Annotated in this window: 19 protein-coding genes and 1 pseudogene; 8 read left to right on the top strand and 12 right to left on the bottom strand. The window is 71.2% G+C overall.

The window, feature by feature from the left end:
* Positions 1–211 precede the first annotated feature (211 nt).
* Both AB0F18_RS07505 and AB0F18_RS07510 read left to right on the top strand, forming a co-directional pair.
* Positions 212–1,693 carry an SDR family NAD(P)-dependent oxidoreductase gene (locus tag AB0F18_RS07505; RefSeq protein WP_362055978.1) on the top strand — a complete coding sequence of 494 codons (1,482 nt, stop codon included), beginning with the start codon at positions 212–214 and terminating at the stop codon, positions 1,691–1,693.
* Positions 1,694–1,771: 78 nt separating this feature from the next.
* Positions 1,772–2,155 (top strand): annotated as a pseudogene (locus tag AB0F18_RS07510) (LytR C-terminal domain-containing protein); the annotation flags it as partial.
* Between the two features lie 4 nt (positions 2,156–2,159).
* Here AB0F18_RS07510 and AB0F18_RS07515 read toward each other — a convergent pair.
* From AB0F18_RS07515 to AB0F18_RS07525, 3 genes are all read right to left on the bottom strand, one after another.
* Positions 2,160–3,686 carry a glycosyltransferase family 39 protein gene (locus tag AB0F18_RS07515; RefSeq protein WP_362055980.1) on the bottom strand — a complete coding sequence of 509 codons (1,527 nt, stop codon included), beginning with the start codon at positions 3,684–3,686 and terminating at the stop codon, positions 2,160–2,162.
* A complete protein-coding gene (locus AB0F18_RS07520) occupies positions 3,683–4,894 on the bottom strand; it encodes an acyltransferase (protein WP_362055982.1) in 1,212 nt (403 codons plus the stop codon). The genes AB0F18_RS07515 and AB0F18_RS07520 overlap by 4 nt, the downstream gene beginning before the upstream one ends.
* Before the next feature lie 115 nt (positions 4,895–5,009).
* Complete coding sequence (locus AB0F18_RS07525; protein ID WP_362055984.1) at positions 5,010–5,549, bottom strand: acyl-CoA thioesterase; 540 nt, start codon at positions 5,547–5,549, stop codon at positions 5,010–5,012.
* Between the two features lie 106 nt (positions 5,550–5,655).
* Between AB0F18_RS07525 and AB0F18_RS07530 the strand changes: the two genes are divergently transcribed.
* Both AB0F18_RS07530 and AB0F18_RS07535 read left to right on the top strand, forming a co-directional pair.
* The gene (locus AB0F18_RS07530) at positions 5,656–7,038 is read left to right on the top strand and encodes an LCP family protein (protein ID WP_362055986.1); all 1,383 of its coding nucleotides are present in this window, start codon (positions 5,656–5,658) and stop codon (positions 7,036–7,038) included.
* 176 nt (positions 7,039–7,214) lie between these two features.
* Entirely contained in the window at positions 7,215–8,363 is a 1,149-nt protein-coding gene (locus AB0F18_RS07535; protein ID WP_362055987.1) for an acyltransferase, read from the top strand.
* Between the two features lie 78 nt (positions 8,364–8,441).
* Here AB0F18_RS07535 and AB0F18_RS07540 read toward each other — a convergent pair whose 3' ends face one another.
* The 3 genes from AB0F18_RS07540 to AB0F18_RS07550 form a co-directional block, all read right to left on the bottom strand.
* Positions 8,442–9,251 (bottom strand): polyprenol monophosphomannose synthase, encoded by an 810-nt coding sequence (locus tag AB0F18_RS07540; protein ID WP_362055989.1) that lies wholly within the window; start codon positions 9,249–9,251, stop codon positions 8,442–8,444.
* 24 nt (positions 9,252–9,275) lie between these two features.
* Positions 9,276–10,358 carry an NDP-sugar synthase gene (locus AB0F18_RS07545; protein ID WP_362055991.1) on the bottom strand — a complete coding sequence of 361 codons (1,083 nt, stop codon included), beginning with the start codon at positions 10,356–10,358 and terminating at the stop codon, positions 9,276–9,278.
* A gap of 467 nt (positions 10,359–10,825) precedes the next feature.
* Entirely contained in the window at positions 10,826–11,998 is a 1,173-nt protein-coding gene (locus AB0F18_RS07550; protein ID WP_362055993.1) for an acyl-CoA dehydrogenase family protein, read from the bottom strand.
* A gap of 241 nt (positions 11,999–12,239) precedes the next feature.
* Between AB0F18_RS07550 and AB0F18_RS07555 the strand changes: the two genes are divergently transcribed.
* On the top strand, positions 12,240–13,583 hold the full coding sequence (locus AB0F18_RS07555) for a UDP-glucose/GDP-mannose dehydrogenase family protein (RefSeq protein WP_362055995.1): 1,344 nt from the start codon (positions 12,240–12,242) through the stop codon (positions 13,581–13,583).
* A gap of 104 nt (positions 13,584–13,687) precedes the next feature.
* Positions 13,688–15,019: a glycosyltransferase family 87 protein gene (locus tag AB0F18_RS07560; protein ID WP_362055997.1), complete on the top strand. Its 1,332-nt coding sequence runs from the start codon at positions 13,688–13,690 to the stop codon at positions 15,017–15,019.
* Here AB0F18_RS07560 and AB0F18_RS07565 read toward each other — a convergent pair.
* From AB0F18_RS07565 to AB0F18_RS07580, 4 genes are all read right to left on the bottom strand, one after another.
* A complete protein-coding gene (locus AB0F18_RS07565) occupies positions 15,016–16,089 on the bottom strand; it encodes a membrane dipeptidase (RefSeq protein ID WP_362055999.1) in 1,074 nt (357 codons plus the stop codon). The genes AB0F18_RS07560 and AB0F18_RS07565 overlap by 4 nt on opposite strands.
* Positions 16,090–16,287: 198 nt before the next feature.
* Positions 16,288–17,466 carry a dipeptidase gene (locus tag AB0F18_RS07570; RefSeq protein ID WP_362056001.1) on the bottom strand — a complete coding sequence of 393 codons (1,179 nt, stop codon included), beginning with the start codon at positions 17,464–17,466 and terminating at the stop codon, positions 16,288–16,290.
* The gene (gene purE, locus AB0F18_RS07575) at positions 17,463–17,990 is read right to left on the bottom strand and encodes a 5-(carboxyamino)imidazole ribonucleotide mutase (protein WP_362056003.1); all 528 of its coding nucleotides are present in this window, start codon (positions 17,988–17,990) and stop codon (positions 17,463–17,465) included. Before purE ends, AB0F18_RS07570 begins: the two co-directional genes overlap by 4 nt.
* Complete coding sequence (locus AB0F18_RS07580; RefSeq protein WP_362056006.1) at positions 17,987–19,126, bottom strand: 5-(carboxyamino)imidazole ribonucleotide synthase; 1,140 nt, start codon at positions 19,124–19,126, stop codon at positions 17,987–17,989. The genes purE and AB0F18_RS07580 overlap by 4 nt, the downstream gene beginning before the upstream one ends.
* 242 nt (positions 19,127–19,368) lie before the next feature.
* Between AB0F18_RS07580 and AB0F18_RS07585 the strand changes: the two genes are divergently transcribed.
* Positions 19,369–19,902: a GtrA family protein gene (locus AB0F18_RS07585; RefSeq protein WP_362056008.1), complete on the top strand. Its 534-nt coding sequence runs from the start codon at positions 19,369–19,371 to the stop codon at positions 19,900–19,902.
* A 3-nt stretch (positions 19,903–19,905) separates the two neighbouring features.
* Here AB0F18_RS07585 and AB0F18_RS07590 read toward each other — a convergent pair whose 3' ends face one another.
* Entirely contained in the window at positions 19,906–21,171 is a 1,266-nt protein-coding gene (locus tag AB0F18_RS07590; RefSeq protein ID WP_362056009.1) for an ATP-binding protein, read from the bottom strand.
* A gap of 42 nt (positions 21,172–21,213) precedes the next feature.
* Positions 21,214–21,891, bottom strand: coding sequence for a response regulator transcription factor (locus AB0F18_RS07595; protein WP_042812873.1), 678 nt, complete (start codon positions 21,889–21,891; stop codon positions 21,214–21,216).
* 471 nt (positions 21,892–22,362) lie between these two features.
* Between AB0F18_RS07595 and AB0F18_RS07600 the strand changes: the two genes are divergently transcribed.
* On the top strand, positions 22,363–23,883 hold the full coding sequence (locus AB0F18_RS07600; RefSeq protein WP_362056011.1) for an oligopeptide:H+ symporter: 1,521 nt from the start codon (positions 22,363–22,365) through the stop codon (positions 23,881–23,883).
* Positions 23,884–23,939 lie beyond the last annotated feature (56 nt).

Consider the following 23,939-nt stretch of genomic DNA (forward strand, 5'->3'; position numbering starts at 1 on the left):
ATCCTCCTGGCATACACCAGAGGGAGTACGCGCAAGCCGCACCTCGGGGACGAAGGGGCTCGATCCCCTCCATAACGTGACAGCCCGCTCGCGGTCGGTGAGGGCGCGGGGATCGGGTTTGGTCCCGGGCGTGTCGGCTCCGTACAGTTTCCGTTTTGGGGACTTCCGCAGCAGGCGGACGCGGACGAGCGAGCAAGGAACGGCAGCGGCCATGACGGTGACCGATACCGAAGACAACCAGGCATACGGTCCGGGCATCGACCCCGAGCGCCTCGCCGTCTGTCTCAGCGTGCTCGACGAGCTCGACAAGATCGACGTCGACCACCCGGACGCCATCGCCGTACGCCGCGCGACCGCCGGCATCTACCGGACGGTCAAGCAGCGCCGCCGCCAGGAGCGCCGCGCCGCCAAGACCGCCAACGACAAGGCCGTCACCGAGGCGACCGCGACCGGCTCCGCCGAGCGCATCGACGACGAGACCGAGGGCATCCTGCCCACCTCCGTCACCGAGGCCGGCCGGATCGCCGGGATACTCCAGCGCCCGCGCTCCTGCTACGTCTGCAAGACCCGGTACGTCGAGGTCGACTACTTCTACCACCAGCTCTGCCCGGACTGCGCCGCGACGAACCGGGCCAAGCGCGAGGCCCGCGCCGACCTGTCCGGCAAGCGCGCGCTGCTCACCGGCGGCCGCGCCAAGATCGGCATGTACATCGCGCTGCGGCTGCTGCGCGACGGCGCCCACACCACGATCACCACCCGCTTCCCCAAGGACGCCATCCGCCGCTTCAAGGCGATGGAGGACTCGGCGGACTGGATGCACCGCCTGGAGGTCGTCGGCATCGACCTGCGCGACCCGGCGCAGTCCGTGGCGCTCGCCGAGCAGGTGGCCGGGGCCGGCCCGCTGGACATCCTGATCAACAACGCGACGCAGACCGTGCGCCGCCTGCCCACCGCCTACGCCGCCCTGGTCGAGGGCGAGAGCGCCCCGCTGCCGGCCGGCGAGCTCCCCGCCCACCACGTCATCGGCGCCTTCAACTCCGGCGCGGTCGACGGCCTGGCGGCGCTGCCCGTCGGCGTGAGCGGGCTGGAGGCGCAGAAGGTCGCCGACCTCGCCCTCGTCGCGGGCAACGCCAGCCTGGAGCGGCACCTCGCCGGTACCGCCATCGACGCGGGCGGGCTGCTGCCCGACGTCGTCGAGACCAACACCTGGGTGCAGACCATCGACCAGATCTCCCCGGTGGAGCTGCTCGAAACCCAGCTGTGCAACTACACCTCGCCGTTCATCCTGATCAGCGCGCTGCGGGCGTCGATGGCCGAGGCCGCCCGCAAGGCGTCCAGCGGACGTGCGTACGTGGTCAACGTCTCGGCGATGGAGGGCGTCTTCAGCCGCGGCTACAAGGGCGCGGGCCACCCGAACACCAACGCCGCCAAGGCCGCGATGAACATGGTGACGCGGACCAGCGGCCAGGAGATGTTCCAGTCCGACCGCATCCTCATGACCTCGGTCGACACCGGCTGGATCACCGACGAGCGCCCGCACTTCGACAAGCTGCGCCTGGCCGAGGAGGGCTTCCACGCGCCCCTCGACCTGGTCGACGGCGCGGCCCGGGTCTACGACCCAGTCGTCCGCGGCGAAGCCGGCGAGGACCTCTACGGCATCTTCCTGAAGGACTACTCGCCCGCCAACTGGTAGGCGGCAGTACCACCACGGGCCGGCCCCGTCCCCGCGTTCCAGCGGGGGCGGGGCCGGCCCGCGGCCCCGGCGGCGGCGCCGGCGGCGGTCGCGGTGGACGTGCCCCCGCAGCAGGTACGGGTCCAGGTGGAGAACGGAACCCGGATCGACGGGCTCGGCGGACGGGTGGACGCGGCCCTGCGCGCCACCGGCTTCGACACCACGGGCGCCCCGGGCAACGGCGCCGGCCGCGCGGTCCGGCGCACGGTGATCTCCTACGACCCGCGCTGGGACCGCTCCGCCCGCACGGTGGCCACGGCCCTGCCCGGCAGCGAACTGCGCGCCGTCCCGGGACAGGGCCGCACGGTGCTGGTGATCGCCGGCTCCGACTTCGCCAAGGTCGTACCGGTGCGGCCCGAGGACCCCTACCAGGACACGGAGACGCAGGCGGTCACCGGCGACCAGGTGGTGTGCGGCCCGTAGTCGGCTACTTCACGCGTTCCAGGAGGGAGACCTCCAGGCCGCGGACCGTCTGGCTCTGGGCCACCCGGTAGTGGCCCGCCAGCGCCTCGGCCTGTTCCTTCGGGAGCTTGTGGTACGGGTTCTTCGTGCCGCTCCAGGTCACCACCCACACCCGCCGGGTGGTGCCGAGGCACCGCTCGGGCTGCGCGCACTCCTGCGGGAACAGGTCGTCGCTCGCCACCGCCGAGCGCTCCGCGAAGACGTCCCTGAGCCGGACGCGGTCCGGCAGGAAGTACTCCACCTGGAAGTCGATCATGAACACCCGGTCCGCGCCCCGTACGGGCACGAACCCGTCCCCGGGCCGGTAGCCCTGGGCGATGACGCGCGCCGCGGCCTCGCCGTCGAGGCCGACCCTGGCCCACTCGGTGCGCTGGTGGCGCTGGTCGGGCAGGCCGAGGAGGATCAGCGCGGCCAGGGCGAGCGCCCCGGCCCGCCGCGGCCGCAGCGCGGCCAGGGCGGCGGCCGCGAGCACCACCCAGGCGGGCAGGGTGAAGAGCACGTAGCGGTCGATGAAGTACGAGGTGCTGCCCTGCGAGACCACCCAGGCCGCCGCGATCGGGGTCGCCCCCGTCAGGAGGAGCTCCAGCGCGGGCCGCCGGCCCCGGCTCCAGGCGAGCGGGAGCAGCACCACCGCGGCGAGGGCCAGACCGATGGTCGGCGAGCCGAAGAGGTTGTTCCACAGGTCGGCGATGCTCCGCAGGTGCGGGGTCTTGATCCAGCCGATCTGGCGGCCCGCCTGGCGCTGCCCCAGCAGCACCAGCGGCACCACTGGCACCAGGCCCACCGCCACGGTCACCGCGAAGGCGACGACGGTGCGCCCCCTGCGGTCCTGGCGCCAACGCAGGAGCACGATCAGGGCGTGCGGCAGCAGGAAGAGCAGCGACACGACGTGGAACAGCCCGGCCGCCGCCACGGCGAGGGCGTACGGGGCCCAGCGCCGCGGGGCCGGCCGGTCCAGCGCCCGCAGCAGCAGCCAGGTCGCGGCGCTGACGGCCAGCACGACGAAGGCGTACGACCGCGCCTCCTGGCCGTACCGGGAGACGGCCGGCACGAAGGCGAAGAGCAGACCGGTGAAGACGGCCGTCCGGCGGTCGAAGAGCCGGCGGGCAGTCAGCACGGCGAAGGCCGCGGCGCCGGCCATGGCCAGCGCCGACGGGAGCCGGAGCATGGCGGTGGAGTCCCCGAAGACGGAGACCCAGCCGTGCAGCAGCAGGTAGTACAGGCCGGACACGGCGTCGACGTGACCCAGCATGGCGACCAGCTCGCCGGTACTGCGCGTGGCGGCGTTCCAGCTCGCCAGCTCGTCCCGCCAGGGCTGCGCCCGCCCGATGCCGAACGCCGCGACGGCGAGGGTCAGCAGGGCGGCCCACAGCCAGTCGGGCACCGGCAGCCGGCGGGCCGCCGCGGGCCCCTCGTCCGGCCCGGCGCCGCGGTGGCCTGCCGGGTCGGCCGGCCCGGCCGGGGGGACGGGCAACGTGCGTGCGGAGGTCATCGGGTGGCGGCGCCTTCTGCGAGGACGGCAGGCCGCTCGTCGAGCGCGGCGCGGCTGCGTACGGGCGGATCGGACTTGGGCAGCGCCAGGCCGGGAGCGTCCAGCATCCGCCGCATCAGGGCCGACAGGGGCCGCTCGGCGTACCGGTGCACGATCCAGGAGAGCAGGAGCACGGCCGCGAGCACGGCGCCGAGGGTCGGCCAGACGCCCACGCCCTGGTCGCGGGCCCAGCGGATCAGGGCGAACCCGATCTCCTGGTGCAGCAGGTACACGGGGTAGGTGAGCGCGCCGGCGGTGGTGAGCCACTTCCACTGGACGCGGTCGAACGCACCCATCGCCGCCGCCAGCACGACCCCGAAGGCGGCCAGGCAGAACAGCGTCATGACCTCCCAGCTGAGCGGGTGCATCACGCCGTACTTGAAGCTGGCGCCCGTGCCCAGCAGCTGGTGCTGGGCCACCAGGAACGAGAACCCGACCGAGCCGAGGAGCAGCCAGTTCGCACCGAACCGGTAGATCAGATACATGACCACGCCGGCGATGAAGTACGGCGCGTACTCGGACATGACGAAGAGTTCGAGCAGCTTGTTGTCCGAGCCCCGGGCCACGACCGACAGGATCATCCAGATCCCGCAGAAGCTCAGCACCCGGCGGTAGGTCAGCCCGAGGGCCACCACGACGGCGAAGATCAGGTAGAAGCGCAGCTCGACCCAGAGGGTCCAGTAGACGGGGTCCACCTCGGACACGCCGAGCGGCTGCTGAAGCATCGTCATGTTGGACAGGAAGTCGGTCATGCTCAGGTGCGACCGCTGCGGCCTGGTCGTCGCGGCGTAGTTGACCACCAGGCCGGTGAGCAGGATCGCGACCCAGTACGCGGGGAAGAGGCGCACCACCCGCGAGGTGAAGTACTGCCGGGGCGTGCGGCCCCAGCAGGACATGCAGATCACGAAGCCGCTGATCAGGAAGAACAGCTGGACGCCGAGGAAGCCGTATTGGCTGAACCGCTGCAGCCCCGGCATCAGCTTCTCGGGGGTACCGCCCCATACGGTGGGGTAGCGGTTGACCCCGGTCCAGTGGAAGGCGACCACCATCAGGGCGGCCACCAGCCGCATGCCGTCCAGGGCGCGGAGCCGTGGCCGACGGGGCCCGGCCGGGCCCTGGCGCTGCGACTCCGCTCCTGATGACCGCGGGGGCGGTATGGACTTCGGCATGGTGAGTGCATCTCCGCAGCAGGAACCGGTGGGGGGACCACGCCACCGCCCGGATACCGGGCGTTCGGACGTTAGCCGAGGAGTCTACGGGTGGCCGCAGCCTCGACCGAATGGATCATTCCTCATCGAGACCCTCGGCGGCGCGGCGCTCGCGGAGTTCCTTGATCGCCTGGCGGCGGGCCAGGCGGTGGGTGCGGCGGATCTGGGCCTCCTGGTAGCGGCGCTCGTCCCGCTCGGTCTCCGGGATCACCGGGGGGACCTGGCGGGGCTTGCCGTCGGAGTCGACCGCCGTGAAGACGAGGTAGGCGCTGCCGACCTGGGTGGCGGGGGTGGACTCGTTCCACCGCTCCGCGAGGACCCGTACGCCGATCTCCATCGAGGAGCGGCCGGTCCAGTTGACCTGCGCACGGACGTGCACCAGGTCGCCGACGCGGACGGGCGCGAGGAAGGCCATCTCGTCCATGGAGGCGGTGACGGCGGGCCCGCCGGAGTGCCGCCCGGCCACGGCGCCGGCCGCGTCGTCCACCAGCTTCATGATCACACCGCCGTGCACGGTGCCGAGGAGGTTGGTGTCGCTGGCCGTCATGATGTGGCTGAGGGTGGTCCGGGACGCCGAGATCGGCTTGCCCTCCGGTGCCTCCGGTATCTGTGTCATGCAACCACCTTAAGTGCGTCCCGGAGGCATCAGGTGTGCAACAGCACCGGTACGAACACCCCACCGGGGTGTCCCGGGGGGCTCCCGGCCGGGCATTCTTGTGCGCATGAGTGACTGGGACGGCTTCGGTGGCGAGCGCGACGGGCGCGGCCGCCGCGATGACGGGTACGGGCGCGGCAGCGGGCAGCCGCAGCCGGAGGGGGCGCAGCGGATGCGTCACGTCCAGCGGCAGCCGCAGGCACCCCGGCCCCCGCAGTCCCAGCCCCAGCCCCGGCCCGCGCAGCGCCCGGCCCGGCCGCAGGTCCCGCCGCAGTCCCCGCCGGGCGCCCGGCCCGGCTCCGGCTACGGGGTGCCTCCGCAGCAGGGTCAGGGCCCCGACTCCTCGTACGACAGCGGGTACAACACCGGCCAGGTCTACGGCCGCCCCTCCGGCCCCGGTGGTCCCGGCGGCCCCGGGCACCCCGGCGGCACCGGCGGCCCTGGCGGCCCCCGCCGTCCCGCCGGTCCCGCGCCGGACTGGCGCAGGCGGATCAAGATCGGCTCCATCGTGCTGGTCTCCGCGCTGCTGGTGACCACGATCGGCACCTACTTCTGGGCCGACTCCAAGGTCCGCCGCGAGGTCGACCTGTCGAAGGTGATCGAGCGGCCCAAGGAAGGCGACTGCACGACCTACCTGATCGTGGGCTCCGACAGCCGCGAGGGCATGTCCGACGAGGAGAAGAAGAAGCTCCACACGGGCTCCGCCGAGGGCAAGCGCACCGACTCGATGATGATCCTCGCCAAGTGCTCCAGCGGGAACACCATGATCTCGCTGCCGCGCGACTCGGACGTGGAGATCCCCTCCTTCGTCGGCTCCCAGTCGGGCAAGAAGTTCGCCGGCACCGGCAAGCGGACCAAGCTCAACGCGGCGTACGCGGAGGACGGGCCGGAGCTGCTGGTGCGCACGGTCGAGTTCAACACCGGTCTGCGCATCGACCACTACGCCGAGATCGGCTTCGCCGGCTTCGCGAACATCGTGGACGCCCTGGGCGGCGTCGAGCTGGACATCGAGCAGGGGTTCAAGGACGAGAAGTCCGGCGCCGACTTCAAGGCCGGCCGGCAGACCCTCAACGGCGAGCAGTCCCTGGCGTTCGTCCGCACCCGGTACGCGTTCGCGGAGTCGGACCTGCAGCGGACGAAGAACCAGCAGAAGTTCCTGTCCGCCCTCGCCAGCCAGGCGGCCACGCCGGGCACCGTCCTCAACCCCTTCTCCCTCTACCCGGTGATGGGCGCCGGCCTGGACACGCTCATCGTCGACAAGGACATGGGGCTGTGGGACATGGGCCAGATGTTCTTCGCGATGAAGGGCATCAGCGGCGGTGACGGCGTGTCGATGAACATGCCCATTTCCGGCCAGCGGGGCGGAAACCTCGTCTGGGACAAGGCGAAAGTGCAGCAGCTGGTCAAGGAGATCCAGAACGACCAGAAGGTCACCGTCAGGGGTCAGTGACCCGCCCCTGAACGGGTGAGGGTGTGGTGTATCCCCAACCGGGCGTTGTGGACAGTGCGATGGTTTTCTCGTAAGACTGTTGCGGCCCATGCGCCGGGGGATAGCGCGGATGGGCCCGTGTTCCGGCGCGGCCGTCGACATTTCGGGCATGCGTCCGTCCTGCCCGTGGAGTGTTCATGTCCCTGCACCCGTCCCCGCGCGTCCTCGAAGAGCGACGGGAAGACGGCGACAGACCCCTTGTCCTGCCCGCCCTGCCGGAGCAGGCACAGCCGTCCCCGCACGCGGCGGGGCGCCGGCTGCGCGTCCTGGACGGGCTGCGGATCCTCGCGGCGCTGCTGGTGCTCGTCCACCACTACACCCGTCAGGAGCTGTGGGGCCGCGACGCGTTCGGCTGGCTGACGGTCGTCGGCCGGTACAGCTGGATGGGCGTGGAGCTGTTCTTCATGATCAGCGGCTTCGTCATCTGCATGTCGGCGTGGGGGCGGCCGCTCGGCAGCTACCTGCGCAGCCGGGTGATCCGTCTCGGGCCCGCGTACTGGTTCTGCGTCCTGGTCACCATGGGCGTACTGCTGTCCTTCGGCAAGCCCTTCGGCGGCGCCGGGCCGGGGCTGAGCCAGATCCTGACGAACCTGACGATGGTGCAGACCCCGCTGGGGGCCGCGCCGCTGGACGCGTCGTACTGGACGCTGTGGTCCGAGGTCCGCTTCTACCTGATCTTCGCGGTGGTCGCCTGGACCGGGCTGACGTACCGCAAGGTGCTGAACTTCTGCTGGATCTGGACCGTCGCCTCGCTGCTCGCCCCGGGCTCGGGCCTGCCGGTGCTGGGCGTCCTGGCCAACCCGGACTACTCCCCGCTGTTCATCTCCGGGATCTGCTTCTACCTGATCCGGCGCGAGGGGCCGCGGGCGGGTGAGCCGTGGGCGCTGCTGGTGTTCTCCTGGCTGCTGATGCAGCGCTGGCTGAACGACATCGTGCACTGGAACACCGTCAAGGGCGACCGGCTGTCCTGGGAGATGTGCCTGCTCGTCATCACCCTGTGCTACGTGGTCATGGCCGCCGTGGCCCTCGGCTGGCTGGACCGGATCAACTGGCGCTGGCTGCCGGTCGCGGGCGCCATGTCGTACCCGCTGTACCTGCTGCACCAGCAGGCCGGGCTGACGATGCTGAGGCAGTGGCACCGCGACGTGGAGCCGTGGACGCTGATGCTGTCGGCGATGGCCGTGATGCTGCTGGCCTCCTGGCTGATCCAGCGCTTCGTGGAGCGCCCGGCGGCCCGCTGGCTGAAACGCTTCCTGGAGCGCCGGCCCACGGCCACCAGGACCTGACGGCGGCCGGACAACGGCAGAAGGGGCGCCCCCGGCCGGGGGCGCCCCTTCTGCTCGTCCTGCTCGCCTACTTCTTGCCTACTTCTTGCCTGCGGCGGCGCGGAGCTTCCACGGCATCGCGATGGACTCCAGCTGCACGGCCAGGTTCATCTTCGACTCGCCGACGGTGCGGTCCTCGAAGTGGATCGGGACCTCCATCACCTGGAAGTTGCGGCGCAGGGCCTTGAACTTCATCTCCACCTGGAAGCTGTAGCCGGCGCTGCCGATCGACGCGAGGTCGATCGCCTTCAGCGCGGCCGCGCTCCACAGGTTGAAGCCGCCCGTGATGTCGCGGACGCGGGTGCCCAGGATGGTGCTCGCGTACGCGTTGGCCCAGCGGGACAGCAGCTTGCGGTGCGCGCCCCAGGCGTCGGACAGGGTGCCGCCCGGCACGTAGCGGGAGCCCACGACGAGGCCCGCGCCGGTGGAGCGGGCCACGCCCAGCATCTCGGCGATCTTGCCGGCCGGGTGGGAGCCGTCCGCGTCCATCTGGAGCACGTATTCGGCGCCGTCCTCCACGGCCTTGGCCATGCCGGCCGCGTAGGCGCGGCCGAGGCCGTCCTTCGCGGTGCGGTGCAGGACCGACATGCGCGGCTTGCCGTCCTCGGTGAGGAAGCCCTCCGCGAGCTCGTCGGCGATCTTGCCGGTGCCGTCGGGCGAGGAGTCGTCGACGATCAGCAGGCGCAGGCCCGGCTGGTCGAGACCCATGAGCAGCTCCACCATGCCCGGGAGGTTGCCCGCCTCGTTGTAGGTCGGCATGACCACGGTGAGGGGGGTGTGCGCCCAGGTGTCGGGGAGCTTGGTGGTGGCGACGTCGGTCTTGCGGGGAGTCTGCTGCTCGCCTATCACAGGGTTATGCCTCACTGAAGTTGGTCACCGGTCGGAGGAGAAGCGGACGGCTGCGTCGGGCAGTTCGGCCTCGCACCACACCCGCACCCCTGCGCGAAGTTCGTTGTCAGCCCCTACGACGGCACCGTCACCGATGACGGCACCGGTCACGACGGTGCGCGAACCCACCGAGGCGCCGGCGCCGATGAGGCTGGCGTTCACCACCGTGTCAGCGCCGAGGACCGCGCCGTCCAGCACGATGGACCCCTGGACGACCGCGCCCGATTCGATCCGGGCGCCGGCACCCACCACGGTACCGCCCGACAGCTTGGCGCCTTCCGCCACCTGGGCACCGGGGAGGACGAGGGCCTCACCGCGGGGGCCGGGGACGGCCGGGGAGGCGACGATGCCGCGCACGAGGTCGGCGGAGGCCTGGACGAAGGACTCGGGCTTGCCGAGGTCCAGCCAGTAGGTGTCCTCGGTGACACCGTGCAGCTTGGCGCCGGAGGCGAGGAGGCCGGGGAAGGTCTCGCGCTCGACGGATACCGGCCGGCCGGCCGGAATGGAGTCGATCACGCTGCGGCGGAAGACGTAGCAGCCGGCGTTGATCTGGTCGGTGATGATCTCCTCGGGCGTCTGCGGCTTCTCGGTGAAGGCCAGCACCCGCCCGTCGGAGTCGGTGGGGACCAGGCCGAAGGCGCGCGGGTCCTCCACGCGCACGAGGTGCAGGGAGACGTCGGCGTCGGCCGTCCGGTGGGACTCGACCAGGCCGGCGATGTCGAGGCCGGTGAGGATGTCGCCGTTGAAGACGAGGACGGGGGAGTCCGGGCCGCCGGTCAGGCGCTCGGCGGCGTTGCGGATGGCACCGCCGGTGCCGAGCGGCTCGTCCTCGACGACGTATTCGAGGGTGATGCCGAAGTCGGATCCGTCGCCGAAGTAGGGCTCGAAGACCTCGGCGAGGTAGCAGGTGGCCATCACGATGTGCGTGACACCGGCGGCTGCGGCCCTGGCTATCTGGTGGGCGAGGAACGGGACGCCCGCTGCCGGAACCATCGGCTTGGGGGTGTTCACCGTCACGGGGCGCAGACGCGTCCCCTGCCCGCCGACCAGCAGGATCGCTTCCGTCATTTTGTTCTCTCCCCAACCGGTTCAGGCGTACGAAGCTTCAAAGTTAGCCCATCCCACACAGTGCGAAGCCCGGCGGCGCCCCGGCCGGGCCGCCTCCGGCAACGTTCCGGTTACGGCGGGTTCCGTACGATGCGGGCACACGGGCCCCCGCCTGTCCCCTCTATACGCGCACGGTCCGGCGCCCGGGACGGAAGAGCCCCTGCTCAACCCCGGAACCCCGCCCCCCGCATCCGCCGGTGCCGCGGGCCGGGCCGGCCCGGCCGGTCGCGGCCCGCCCGGACGGCAGCACGCCGGCTCCCGGGGGCGCACGGCGTCGGCGGTCCCGCCCGCTGGATCGGAATCGTTACAAAGGAGCCCTTCGCATTCACCGCGCGGGCGCCCGCGGTACGCCCGGCGGCGCAAGCACGACAAGGCCCGCGGCGGCTGCCGGGGGCCTTGTCGTGGTGCTGCGGGCGGGGCGGGGCGCGTTACGGCAGGTTGCGGGCCATGACGATCCGCTGGACCTGGTTCGTGCCCTCGTAGATCTGGGTGATCTTGGCGTCGCGCATCATGCGCTCGACCGGGTAGTCGCGGGTGTAGCCGTAGCCGCCGAGGAGCTGGACGGCGTCGGTGGTGACCTCCATCGCGACGTCCGAGGCGAAGCACTTGGCCGCGGCGCCGAAGAAGGTGAGGTCCTCCTTCTCACCTCCGGCGGCAACGCGCTCGGACTTGGCGGCGGCCGCGTAGGTCAGCTGGCGGGCGGCCTCGATCTTCATGGCCATGTCCGCGAGCATGAACTGGACGCCCTGGAAGTCGCCGATCGGCTTGCCGAACTGCTTGCGCTCCTGGACGTAGCCCTTCGCGTAGTCCAGGGCGCCCTGGGCGATGCCGAGGGCCTGGGCGGCGATGGTGATGCGGGTGTGGTCGAGGGTCTTCATCGCGGTGGCGAAGCCGGTGCCCTCGGCGCCGATCATGCGGTCGGCGGGGATGCGGACGTTGTCGAGGTAGACCTCGCGCGTCGGGGAGCCCTTGATGCCGAGCTTCTTCTCCGGGGCGCCGAAGGAGACGCCCTCGTCGGACTTCTCGACGACGAACGCCGAGATGCCCTTGGAGCGCTTCTCCGGGTCGGTGACGGCCATGACCGTGTAGTAGTCGGAGACGCCCGCGTTGGTGATCCAGCGCTTGACGCCGTTGAGGACCCAGAAGTCGCCGTCGCGGACCGCGCGGGTCTTCATGCCGGCCGCGTCGGAGCCCGCGTCGGGCTCGGAGAGGCAGTACGAGAACATCGCGTCGCCCTTGGCCAGCGGGCCCAGGTACTTGGCCTTGAGCTCCTCCGAGCCGGAGAGGATCACCGGGAGGGAGCCGAGCTTGTTCACGGCCGGGATCAGGGAGGAGGAGGCGCAGACGCGGGCCACCTCCTCGATCACGATGACCGTGGCGAGGGCGTCGGCGCCGGCGCCGCCGTAGGTCTCGGGCACGTGGACGGCGTGCAGGTCGTTGGCGACCAGGGCGTCGAGGGCCTCCTGCGGGAAGCGGGCCTCCTCGTCGACCGCGGCCGCGAACGGGAGGATCTTCGCCTCGCAGAGCGCGCGGACGGAATCGCGGAGCATGTCGTGCTCCTCGGCCGGGCGGTACAGGTCGAAGTCGGCAGAACCCGCCAAGATCTTTCACTCCCCAGGTGCGGCGCCGAGTGGCGCTCCGGCGACCGTGTGTCGCCGGCACGCGCTCGGCGCGGGATGCTAACTACCGTTAAGTAACCCAAATTCTAGTTCCCGGCGCCGGTGCAGCGATATGTGGCGCGTACGTGAGCTGCGTGACAGCCGGACACTCCTGGGAACGTCCCCCCGGACCGGCCCGACTATGCTCGGGGGCCGCAAACGGCCCCGCACCTCTGGAGCATCCATGGCCCCCCTCAAGATCACCGTGATCGGCACCGGCTACTTGGGCGCCACGCACGCCGCGGCCATGGCGGAGCTCGGCTTCGAGGTGCTGGGGCTGGACGTGGTGCCGGAGAAGATCGAGATGCTGGCCGCCGGCCGGGTCCCGATGTACGAGCCGGGGCTGGAGGAGCTCCTCGCCAAGCACGTCGCCGGGCTGCCGGGGGCGACCGGGCGGCTGCGGTTCACGCAGTCGTGGGAGGAGGTCGGGGAGTTCGGCGACGTGCACTTCGTGTGCGTGAACACCCCCCAGAAGCACGGCGAGTACGCCTGTGACATGTCGTACGTGGACTCGGCCGTGGAATCCCTGGCCCCCCATCTGACGCGGCCCGCGCTCGTGGTGGGGAAGTCCACGGTGCCGGTGGGCTCGGCCGAGCGGCTCGCGGCGAAGCTCGCCGCGCTGGCGCCGGCGGGCGAGGACGTGGAGCTGGCCTGGAACCCGGAGTTCCTGCGCGAGGGCTTCGCCGTGCAGGACACCCTGCACCCCGACCGGATCGTCATCGGAGTGCGGGGCGAGCGCGGGGAGAAGCTGCTGCGGGAGGTGTACGCGACGCCGATGGCGGAGGGGACGCCGCTGGTGGTGACCGACTTCCCGACCGCCGAGCTGGTGAAGACCGCCGCCAACTCCTTCCTGGCGACCAAGATCTCCTTCATCAACGCGATGGCCGAGGTGTGCGAGGCCGCCGGCGGTGACGTCGTCAAGCTCGCCGAGGCCATCGGCTACGACGAGCGGATCGGCGCCAAGTTCCTGCGCGCCGGGATCGGTTTCGGCGGCGGCTGCCTGCCCAAGGACATCCGCGCCTTCATGGCCCGGGCCGGCGAGCTGGGCGCCGACCAGGCGCTGACCTTCCTGAGGGAGGTCGACTCCATCAACATGCGCCGCCGCGGCCACATGGTCGAGCTGGCGCGCGAGGCGGTGGGCGGCTCCTTCCTCGGCAAGCGGGTCGCCGTGCTCGGCGCCACCTTCAAGCCCGACTCGGACGACGTGCGCGACTCCCCCGCGCTGAACGTCGCCGGTCAGATCCACCTCCAGGGCGGCCAGGTCACCGTCTACGACCCCAAGGGCATGGACAACGCCCGCCGCGTCTTCCCCACCCTCGGCTACGCCGGCTCCGCGCTCGCCGCCGCCCGCGGAGCCGAGGTCGTCCTGCACCTCACCGAGTGGCGGGAGTTCCGCGAGCTCGACCCGGCCGAGCTGGGGGAGGTCGTCACGGACCGCCTGATCCTCGACGGGCGGAACGCGCTGGACCCGCTGCGCTGGCGGGCCGCCGGGTGGACGTACCGGGCCATGGGGCGCCCGCAGGCGTAAGGGATTTGGGGTGTGCGAGGGCTGACCAGGGCGTATACCGATACCCACTTTTGAAGGGTCTCAGTCAAGGAAGTGGAATAAATGACTGGGTAGACTTCGGGCCGATGACCACGACCAGCAGCCCCCCAGCCCACCCCACCGCATCCGCGACGGCGGCGCCCGCCACGCGTGACCGGCGGGCATCCTTCGAAGCGGCCATGCGAGGACGCGGCGCCCTGGTGGGCATCGCGGGCTTCTGGCTGGCCAGCCGGGCAGCGATGCTCTGGATGCTCGTCAACGACTTCTTCAGCTCGAACGTCGTCCGGGTGGAGGTCACCGCGACCTACCACAACTGGTACAACGTCCTCGTCCACTGGACCCTGCCGCAGCACGACATCATGTGGCAGTACCCGCCGGCGGCCGCGGCCATCTTCCTCTCCCCGGACCTGCTGCCGTTCCTCACCTACTTCCAGGCGTTCGTCGCCCTCACGGTGCTGTGCGACGGCGTGGTCCTGCTCGGACTCCTGCGGGCGGCCCGGCGCAGCGACGGCAGCATGGCCGGCGCGCTGGTGTGGCTGGTGACGCTGCCGATGATGATGGCGACCCCGTTCGCCCGCTACGACATCCAGGTCACCCTGCTCGCCGTCTTCGCGCTGCTCGCCATGCGCCACCGCCCCCGGGTCGGCGGGGTCATCGCCGGCATCGGCGCGATGGTCAAGGTGTGGCCGCTGCTCACCCTGCTCGGCACCCCGCGCGGCAAGTCCACGCGGGAGGCGTTCGTCGCGGCCGCGCTCTCCGGCGCGGCGCTGCTGGCCGTCTTCGCGGCGCTGTTCAAGGACACCCTCGGCTTCCTGGGCAACCAGGGCGACCGCGGTGTGCAGGTCGAGTCCCTCGGCGGTTCCGCGCTGATGGCGGCCCGGCTGGTGCACCTGTGGCCCGGCAAGATCAACTTCCAGTACGGGGCCTTCGAGTACGTCGGCCCGTACGTGTCGAGCATCGCGCGGGCCTCGCTCGGCCTGACCGTGATCGGCTTCCTGCTGCTCCTGCTGTGGCGCGTCAGGGCCAACCGCTGGTCGAGCGCGACGCCCTTCGACGCCGCGCTCTGCGCGATCATGGTCTTCACGGTCACCAGCCGCGTCATCAGCCCGCAGTACATGATCTGGCTGCTCGGCCTCGCGGCCGTCTGCCTGACCTCGAAGAACACCACCCAGCGCCCGGTCGCCTGGCTGCTGGTCACCGCCAACGCCCTGACCACGCTGATCTTCCCGGTCTGCTACGGCTCGGACATCCTCACCAACAGCACGCTCGGCACGATCCTGCTCTGCGCGCGCAACGGCCTGCTGCTCTACGCGACGATCTGGTCCGGCGTCCGGCTGTGGAAGGCCACCGTGCTGCCGAAGTCGGCGCTGCCGCAGCAGGCCCGGGAGCCGAAGGTGCCCGCGCCGCAGGCCGCCTAGGGGGCGCAGCCCTTGTGCTGTGCGGCGCGGGCGGTGAACTCCGCCTCGCGCAGCACCCGCTGGGCGTTGCCCCAGGTCAGCAGGGCCAGGTCGGTTTCCGACCAGCCCCGCTCCAGCAGTTCCGCGATCAGCCGCGGGTAGCCCGAGGGGTCGGTCAGTCCGGCCGGCCTCGGGCTTCCGTGTTCGGCGCCGAAGCCGGCGCCGAGGCCGACGCCCTCCGGGCCCGCGAGGGCCCGTACGTGTTCCAGGTGGTCGGCGACGGCGTGCAGGGAGTCGCCGGTCCGGTCGGTGTCGAAGGTGACCATCGCCAGGCCGCCCGCCGCGCGCAGCGCGAGCAGGACCTCGTCGGTGACGTTGTCCGGGTGCGGGTTGAGCGAGGCCGCCCCGGTGTTCGAGATGATCACCGGCGCCTTGGAGGCGGCCGCGAGCTGGCAGGCGGCGGCGGGCGGGCAGCCCGTCAGGTCGAGCAGCATCGCGAGCCGGTTCACCTCCTTGACCACCTCGTGGCCGAAGGCCGTCAGCCCCTCCTCGGCCCAGGGGGCACCGGCCGGCGCGAGCAGGCGTACGCCGAGGGCGTGGAAGGCGCGCAGCGCACCGAGGGAGCCGGTGAGGGTGCTGCCGGGGACGGGGCCGAGGAACGAGGCGATCCGGCCGCGGTTGCGGGCGTCGGCCATGTCGTCGGCGGTCAGCGCCAGACACAGGCTGTCGGAGTAGCGGCGCATCAGCGCACGCGCACCGTCGATCTGTTCGAGGGTCTCGCACACCGCCTGGGCGCAGGAGTCCGCGCGCGGCGGGCCCGGGGGCACGAGCAGGGTCCAGAACTGGGCGCCCACTCCCCCGGCGCGCAGCCGGGGGATGTCGGTGTCGACGCCGACGTCCTGGGTGTCGATGTCGTGGTACGGGCTCTGGCGCAGGGTCCAGATCAGGGTGTTGCAGCCGTCGGCGACGGGGTGGACGGCGAGCAGTGCGGCCGCGCGGTCCAGGTACCCGCCCACCGCGAGGGGGGCTGTGACGGGGGCGTCTTCGGCTCCGACGCCCACGGAGAGGGGTTCATCCTGCAGGTCGGCCATGGCAATCGCTCCGGTCTCGGCGGCAGCAGGGAGATATGGGGCCACCGTGACATGCGGGGTGGCGGTGCCGCCCGGCGAATGTGGCGTTCGGGTGGACGCCCGTACGGGAAGGGGGCGGGACCGGGGTGTCCCCCCGGTCCCGCCCCCTTGGTGCGCCCCCTTGGTGCGCGGCCTGGTGCGCGGCCTGGTGCGGAGCGGCTAGAGCACCGCGTTCGACGGGCCGCGGGTGGCCGAGAGGTCCCGGGCGACGGCTTCCGCGTCGCGCAGCGCCCGTACCGCGTTGGACCAGGTCAGCTTGGCCAGGTCGGCGCGGGACCAGCCGCGGTGCAGGAGCTCCGCGATCAGGTTCGGGTAGCCCGACACGTCGTCCAGGCCGGCCGGGGTGAAGGCCGTGCCGTCGAAGTCGCCGCCGATGCCGATGTGGTCGACCCCGGCCACCTCGCGCATGTGGTCGAGGTGGTCGGCGACGGTGGCGGCGGTGGCCACCGGGCGCGGGCGCCCGGCTTCGAAGGCCCGGTGCAGGGCCATCGCCTCGGGGGTGGTGTCGAGGTGGTGGAAGCCGTGGGCGCGCAGGTTCTCGTCTGCGGCCAGGGTCCATTCGACGGCGGCCGGGAGGATGAACTTCGGCACGAAGGTGGCCATCGCAACGCCGCCGTTGGCCGGCAGCTGCGCCAGCACCTCGTCGGGGACGTTGCGCGGGTGGTCGCAGACCGCCCGGGCCGAGGAGTGCGAGAAGACGACCGGCGCGGCCGACTCCGCGAGGGCGTCGCGCATGGTGGTCTCGGCGACGTGCGAGAGGTCCACCAGCATGCCGATGCGGTTCATCTCGCGCACCACCTCGCGGCCGAAGTCCGTGAGGCCGCCGTGGCGGGGCTCGTCGGTCGCCGAGTCCGCCCAGTCGATGGTGTCGTTGTGGGTGAGCGTCATGTACCGCACGCCCAGCCGGTGCAGGGCGCGCAGGGTGGCGAGCGAGTTGTTGATGGAGTGGCCGCCCTCGGCCCCCATCAGGGAGGCGATCCGGCCGTCGGCGCGGGCCGCCTCCATGTCGTCCGCCGTCAGCGCCCGCACCAGCGCCCGCGGGTAACGGGCGATCAGCTGCTCGACGGCGTCGATCTGCTCCAGGGTGGCGCTGACCGCCTCGTCGCCCGCGAAGTCGGAGCGGACGTAGACGGACCAGAACTGCGCGCCGACCCCGCCGGCGCGCAGCCGGGGGAGGTCGGTGTGCAGGTGGGCCGACTGGTCGCCGGCGATGTCGCGCCGGGCGAGGTCGTAGCGCACCTGCTCGCGCAGGGCCCAGGGCAGGTCGTTGTGCCCGTCGACCACGGGGTGCTCGGCGAGCAGCTCGCGGGCCTGTGCGAGCAGGTCCGCCGCGCTCACTTGCCGAACCCGAAGGACTCGGCGCCCGCGACCTTCGCGCGCAGCCGCTTGCCCTTCTCCGTGGCCTGGTCGTTGAGCTCCTGCTGGAAGTCGCGCATCCGGCCGAGGAGCTCGGCGTCGTGCGCGGCGAGCATGCGTACGGCCAGCAGGCCGGCGTTGCGCGCGCCGGCGACGGAGACCGTGGCGACGGGAACTCCGGCGGGCATCTGGACGATCGACAGGAGCGAGTCCATGCCGTCGAGGTACTTCAGCGGGACCGGCACGCCGATGACGGGCAGCGGGGTGACCGAGGCGAGCATGCCGGGCAGGTGGGCGGCCCCGCCCGCACCCGCGATGATCGCCTTCAGGCCGCGCTCGGCGGCCTGCTCCCCGTACGCCACCATCTCGCGCGGCATCCGGTGGGCGGAGACGACGTCGACCTCGTAGGGGATCTCGAACTCGTCCAGCGCCTGGGCCGCGGCCTCCATGACCGGCCAGTCGGAGTCCGAGCCCATGACGATGCCCACGACGGGGGAAGTGCTCATTCGGTGATCGTCCCTCTGAGGTAGCCGGCTGCGTGACGTGCGCGCTCCAGCACATCGTCAAGGTCGTCGCCGTAGGTGTTGACGTGGCCGACCTTGCGGCCGTGCTTCACGTCCTTGCCGTACATGTGGATCTTCACCTGCGGGTCGTGGGCCATGCAGTGCAGGTACGCCGCGTACATGTCGGGGTAGTCCCCGCCGAGGACGTTCGCCATCACGGTCCAGCGGGCCCGGGGGCGCGGGTCGCCCAGGGGGAGGTCCAGGACCGCTCGGACGTGGTTGGCGAACTGGGAGGTGACCGCGCCGTCCTGGGTCCAGTGGCCGCTGTTGTGCGGGCGCATGGCCAGTTCGTTGACGAGGATGCGGCCGTCGGTGGTCTCGAACAGCTCCACGGCCAGGTGGCCGGTCACGTCGAGCTCCTTGGCGATGCGCAGGGCCAGGGCCTGGGCCTCGCCCGCGAGGGCTTCGGAGAGGTTGGGGGCGGGTGCGATCACCGTGTCGCAGACGCCGTCCACCTGGATGGACTCGACGACGGGGTACGCCACGGCCTGGCCGTGCGGGGAGCGGACGATGTTGGCCGCGAGCTCGCGGACGTAGTCCACCTTCTCCTCGGCCAGGACGGGCACGCCCGCCCTGAACGGGGCCTCCGCGTCCTCGGGGGTGCGGACGAACCACACGCCCTTGCCGTCGTACCCGCCGCGCACCGTCTTGAGGATGACGGGGAAGCCGCCCACCTCTTCCGCGAAGGCCGCCACGTCCGCCGGATCGCTCACGATCCGGTGGCGGGGGCTGGGCGCGCCGATCTCGTCGAGCTTGGCGCGCATCACCCCCTTGTCCTGGGCGTGCACCAACGCGTCGGGCCCCGGCCGGACGGGGATGCCGTCCGACTCCAGGGCCCGGAGGTGCTCGGTGGGTACGTGCTCGTGATCGAAGGTGATCACGTCGCAGCCGCGCGCGAAGGCGCGCAACGTCTCCAGATCGCGATAGTCGCCGATGACGACGTCGTTCACGACCAGGGCCGCCGAGTCCTGGGGGGTGTCACTGAGGATCTTGAATCTGATGCCGAGGGGGATGCCCGCCTCGTGGGTCATGCGGGCGAGCTGACCGCCGCCGACCATGCCGACTACCGGGAACGTCACCTCTCCAGGGTATCCGCCGGTATTCCGCCATCCGGACGCAGGCCTGGCGCGGACCCGCCCGTGGGGCCCGGATGCCTTGTGTGGCTTGCGTCGCAGGGGGTGGCGAGGCGCGGACGGGCCGCCGGGGCGACACTTAACATGGTGGGGTTGACGAGATCGGGTGACACGCCTCGGGGCGCTGACGGCTCACCCCGCGACGCGCCCGTGGCGCACACGACGACTGACAGGGACTGAACCATCACATGAGCACGCCGAACGCAGTACCGCTGTCCGAGCGCTTCCGAGGCATCGCCCGGGAGGTCGTCAAGTTCGGCGCGGTCGGCGGCGCGGGCGTCCTGGTCAACTTCGGTGTCTTCAACCTGCTGCGCAGTACGACGGACCTGCAGACGGTCCGCGCGAACGTGATAGCCATCGTGGTCGCCATCATCACGAACTACGTGGGGTTCCGCTACTTCACCTACCGTGACCGCGACCTGGGCAGCCGGCGCCGCGAGATGATCCTGTTCGTGCTGTTCAGCGTGATCGGCATGGTCATCGAGAGCGGTGTGCTCTACGTCGCCACGTACGGCTTCGGCCTGGACAGCTCGCTGCAGAACAACATCTTCAAGTTCTTCGGCATGGCGGTGGCGACGGTCTTCCGCTTCTGGTCGTACCGGACGTGGGTCTTCAAGGCCCTGCCCACCGATGCCGCGCCCTCGCTGGTCGTGGAGCAGCGCGACGGGCACGAGGCGCCCGTCGCCCCCCGTACCCCGGAGCCTGCGGGCAACCAGGGCTGACGGCTACCTGACCGTCCGCTCCGGCTCCGCGCGTTCCGGGGCGGTACGGCTGAGGAAGAGCGCGAACACCGGCGGCTGACTCTGGAGGAGCTCCAGGCGGCCGCCGTCCGCTTCCGCGAGGTCCCGGGCGACGGCCAGGCCGATGCCGGTGGAGTTGCGGCCGCTGATGGCCCGCTCGAAGATCCGGTTGCCGAGGTCGCTCGGGACGCCGGGGCCCTCGTCCGTGACCTCGATGACGGCCTGGTTGCCGGTCACGCGGGTGCGCAGGGCGACGGTGCCGCCGCCGTGCATGAGCGCGTTCTCCACGAGGGTGGCCAGGACCTGGGAGACCGCCCCGGGGGTGGCGACGGCCCGCATGCCGGTCTTCCCGGAGCGGACGATGGCCCGGCCGGCGCTGCGGTAGGCCGGCCGCCACTCCTCCACCTGCTGTTTGACGACCTCGTCGAGGTCGAAGGGGACCGCGGAGCCGGTGCGGGGGTCGCGGGAGTTCGTCAGCAGCCGCTGGACGACGTCCGTGAGCCGCTCCACCTGGGTGAGGGCGATGGTCGCCTCCTCCCGCACGGTCTCCAGGTCGTCGGTGACCGTGATCTCCTCCAGCCGCATCGACAGGGCGGTGAGGGGGGTGCGCAGCTGGTGGGAGGCGTCGGCGGCGAGCCGCCGCTCGGCCGTGAGCATGCGTCCGATCCGCTCCGCGCTGGAGTCGAGGACGTCGGCGACCCGGTCCAGCTCGGGAACCCCGTAGCGCTTGTGCCGGGGCCGGGGGTCGCCCGAGCCGAGCCGTTCGGCGGTCTCGGCGAGATCGGTCAGCGGGGAGGCCAGCCGGTTGGCCTGCCGTACGGCGAGCAGTACGGCCGCCACGACGGCCAGCAGCGCCACCGCGCCGACGACGGCGAGGGTGCGCCCGACCTCCCGGGTGACGGTGGAGCGGGACTCCTCGACGACCACAACCTCGCCCTGCTCGCCGCGCGCCGTGCCCCGGATGACGTTGTCCTCGATGCGGTCGCCGACCTCGATCGGCGGCCGCCCGGGGAGGCTGATGCGGGCGTACGTGCCGACGTCCAGCTGCTCGGAGAGCGCGCCGGGGTCGACCGGCCGGTGCTCCAGGGCGTCGGCCTCGACGGTGCCCAGCAGGCGCAGCGCCTCGGAGCCGATGCGGTCCTGGGCACTGCTGGTGATGGTCCGGGTCTCCACGATGACGAGGGAGACCCCGAACACGGCGATCACGACGAGGACCACGGCGAGCGTGGAGTTGATCAGACGGCGGCGCATGTCCTGGAAGCTCTTCTGTCAGCTCTTCTGCCGGCTCTTCCGTCAGCTCTTCTCGAAGCGGAAGCCGACGCCGCGGACGGTGGCGATGTAGCGGGGGTTCGCGGCGTCGTCGCCCAGCTTCTTGCGCAGCCAGGAGATGTGCATGTCGAGGGTCTTGGTGGAGGACCACCAGGTGGTGTCCCAGACCTCGCGCATCAGCTGGTCGCGGGTGACGACGCGGCCGGCGTCGCGGACCAGGACGCGCAGCAGGTCGAACTCCTTGGCGGTGAGCTGCAGCTCCTCCTCGCCCATCCAGGCCCGGTGGGACTCGACGTCGATGCGCACGCCGTGGGTGGCGGGCGCCTGGGCGGCGTCGTTGGCGCCGCGCCGCAGCAGGGCCCGTACGCGGGCCAGCAGCTCGGCGAGGCGGAAGGGCTTGGTCACGTAGTCGTCGGCGCCGGCGTCCAGGCCGACCACGGTGTCGACCTCGTCGGCCCGGGCGGTCAGGACCAGGATCGGGAAGCCGTGGCCTTCGGCGCGCAGTCGCCGGGCCACCTCCAGGCCGTCCATTCCGGGCAGTCCCAGGTCCAGGACGACGAGGTCGACGCCGCCCTGCAGTCCGGCCTCCAGGGCGGTGGGGCCGTCCTCCCGGACCTCGACCTCGTAGCCCTCCCGGCGCAGGGCGCGGGCCAGGGGTTCCGAGATGGATGCGTCGTCCTCGGCGAGCAGTACACGCGTCATGTGGGTGATGGTAGTCCGCGGCGGCTGAAAGGAGGTGCCTGCCTGCTTACCCCTCTCGAACTGGGGTTATTTACTACTACCGGCCTTCGAACTTGACGAATCGGTTCCCGCGTCGCCTGTGATCCATATCTCAATCCCTTCCATATGCATCGGTGCCCTGTCGTATGGTGGCGGAACGCCCGATGCACTATCGAGGGGACATTTGCGCTCAAATCCGAGCCAAGAACCTCAAATTCTGCTCTGGCCGGTCTGATCCGGCCCAGATGACAGTGAATGACCTATGGGCCGGGCCCGGCGCGCGAGGAGGCGTGCAGGGCGTGGATCCCGGTTACGGCTGCCCCGTCACCCCGTCACTACGGGGAACGAGACCCCAGGGCGTGGGGTGGGACTTCCGTCGCCGGTGCCGGCCGCCCCCCACCGGGCGCTGAACAGCTCACGAAGCCAAGCGTCCCGATAAAGCAAGGATCGACCATGGCTTCCAGCCTGACGAAGGACTCGGCGAGCGCAGCTCACGAGAAGACCTTCCTCGGCCACCCCGTTGGCCTGGCCACGCTGTTCATGACCGAGATGTGGGAGCGATTCTCCTACTACGGCATGCGTGCGCTTCTCGTTCTCTACTTGGTCTCCGGCGGCGCTGACGCCGCTACCGGCAGCCAGGGCGGGGGCCTCGCCTTCACTGCCGCGACGGCCACGGCGATCTACTCCGTGTACGTGGCGATGGTCTACCTCATGGCCATGCCCGGCGGCTGGTTCGGCGACCGCGTCTGGGGCGCCCGCAAGACGGTCGCCGTCGCCGGCGTCGTGATCATGGCGGGCCACGTCTCGCTGGCTCTCCCCGGCCAGATCGCGTTCTTCGTCGGCCTGCTGCTCGTCGCGGTCGGCTCCGGCCTGCTGAAGGCCAACATCTCCACGATGGTCGGCCACCTGTACAAGGGCCTGGACGACTCGCGCCGCGACAGTGGCTTCACGATCTTCTACATCGGCATCAACGTGGGCGCCTTCGCGGCCCCGCTGGTGATCGGCACCATCGGCGAGACCGTCAACTGGCACCTCGGCTTCCTGCTCGCCGCCATCGGCATGGGCGTGGGCCTGGTGATCTACCTGTTCGCCGGTCGCACCCTGAACCCCGAGAGCAGCGTCGTCCCCAACCCGCTGTCCCCGGCCGAGCGCAAGGCCGTGATCGTCAAGGCCCTCGCCGTTCTGGCCGTCATCGCCGTCTTCTACGGTGCGGTGGCCGCGGCCGGCATGTTCACCATCAAGTGGGCGCTGTACCCGATCACCATCGCCGGTCTGCTCATCCCGGTCGCCGTCCTGGTGCGCATCAAGCGCGACAAGGACCTGTCCACCGGCGAGCAGTCGCGGATGAGCGCCTACATCTGGTTCTTCGTGGCCGCCGCCGTGTTCTGGATGATCTACGACCAGGGCGGTTCGACCCTCTCGCTGTTCGGTGACAAGAACTCCGAGCGCAGCCTGTTCGGCTGGGAAGTCCCCACGGTCATCTTCCAGGCGCTGAACCCGCTCTTCGTGGTGGCGCTCGCCCCGGTCTTCGCCGCCCTGTGGGTGGTCCTGGCCCGCCGCAACCGCGAGCCCAGCACCATCGTGAAGTTCTCGGGTGCCCTGGTCCTGGTCGGCGCCTCGTTCTTCATCTTCGCGCTGCCGCTGAACCAGACCGCCGGCAACGACACCAAGGTCACCATGTGGTGGCTGGTGCTGATCTTCCTGGTGCAGACCGTCGCCGAGCTGTGCCTGTCCCCGGTCGGCCTGTCGGTCACCACGAAGATGGCGCCGCAGAAGTACGCCTCCCAGATGATGGGTGTCTGGTTCCTGGCGGTCACCGCCGGTGACTGCATCACCGGTCTGCTGGGTCTGGCGGACGTGAAGCTGGACGGCGTCGGCATCATCCTCTTCCAGGCGGCCGCAGCCGTGATCGCGGGCCTCGCGATCTACATGTACCGCAAGAAGGTCAACGCCCTCATGGGCGACATGCGCTGACGCACCCCGCGCGAGCGCTGAACGGCCCGGCACACCGGAAGGTGTGCCGGGCCGTT

Source organism: Streptomyces sp. NPDC029216, assembly GCF_040648015.1.
Lineage (GTDB): Bacteria > Actinomycetota > Actinomycetes > Streptomycetales > Streptomycetaceae > Streptomyces.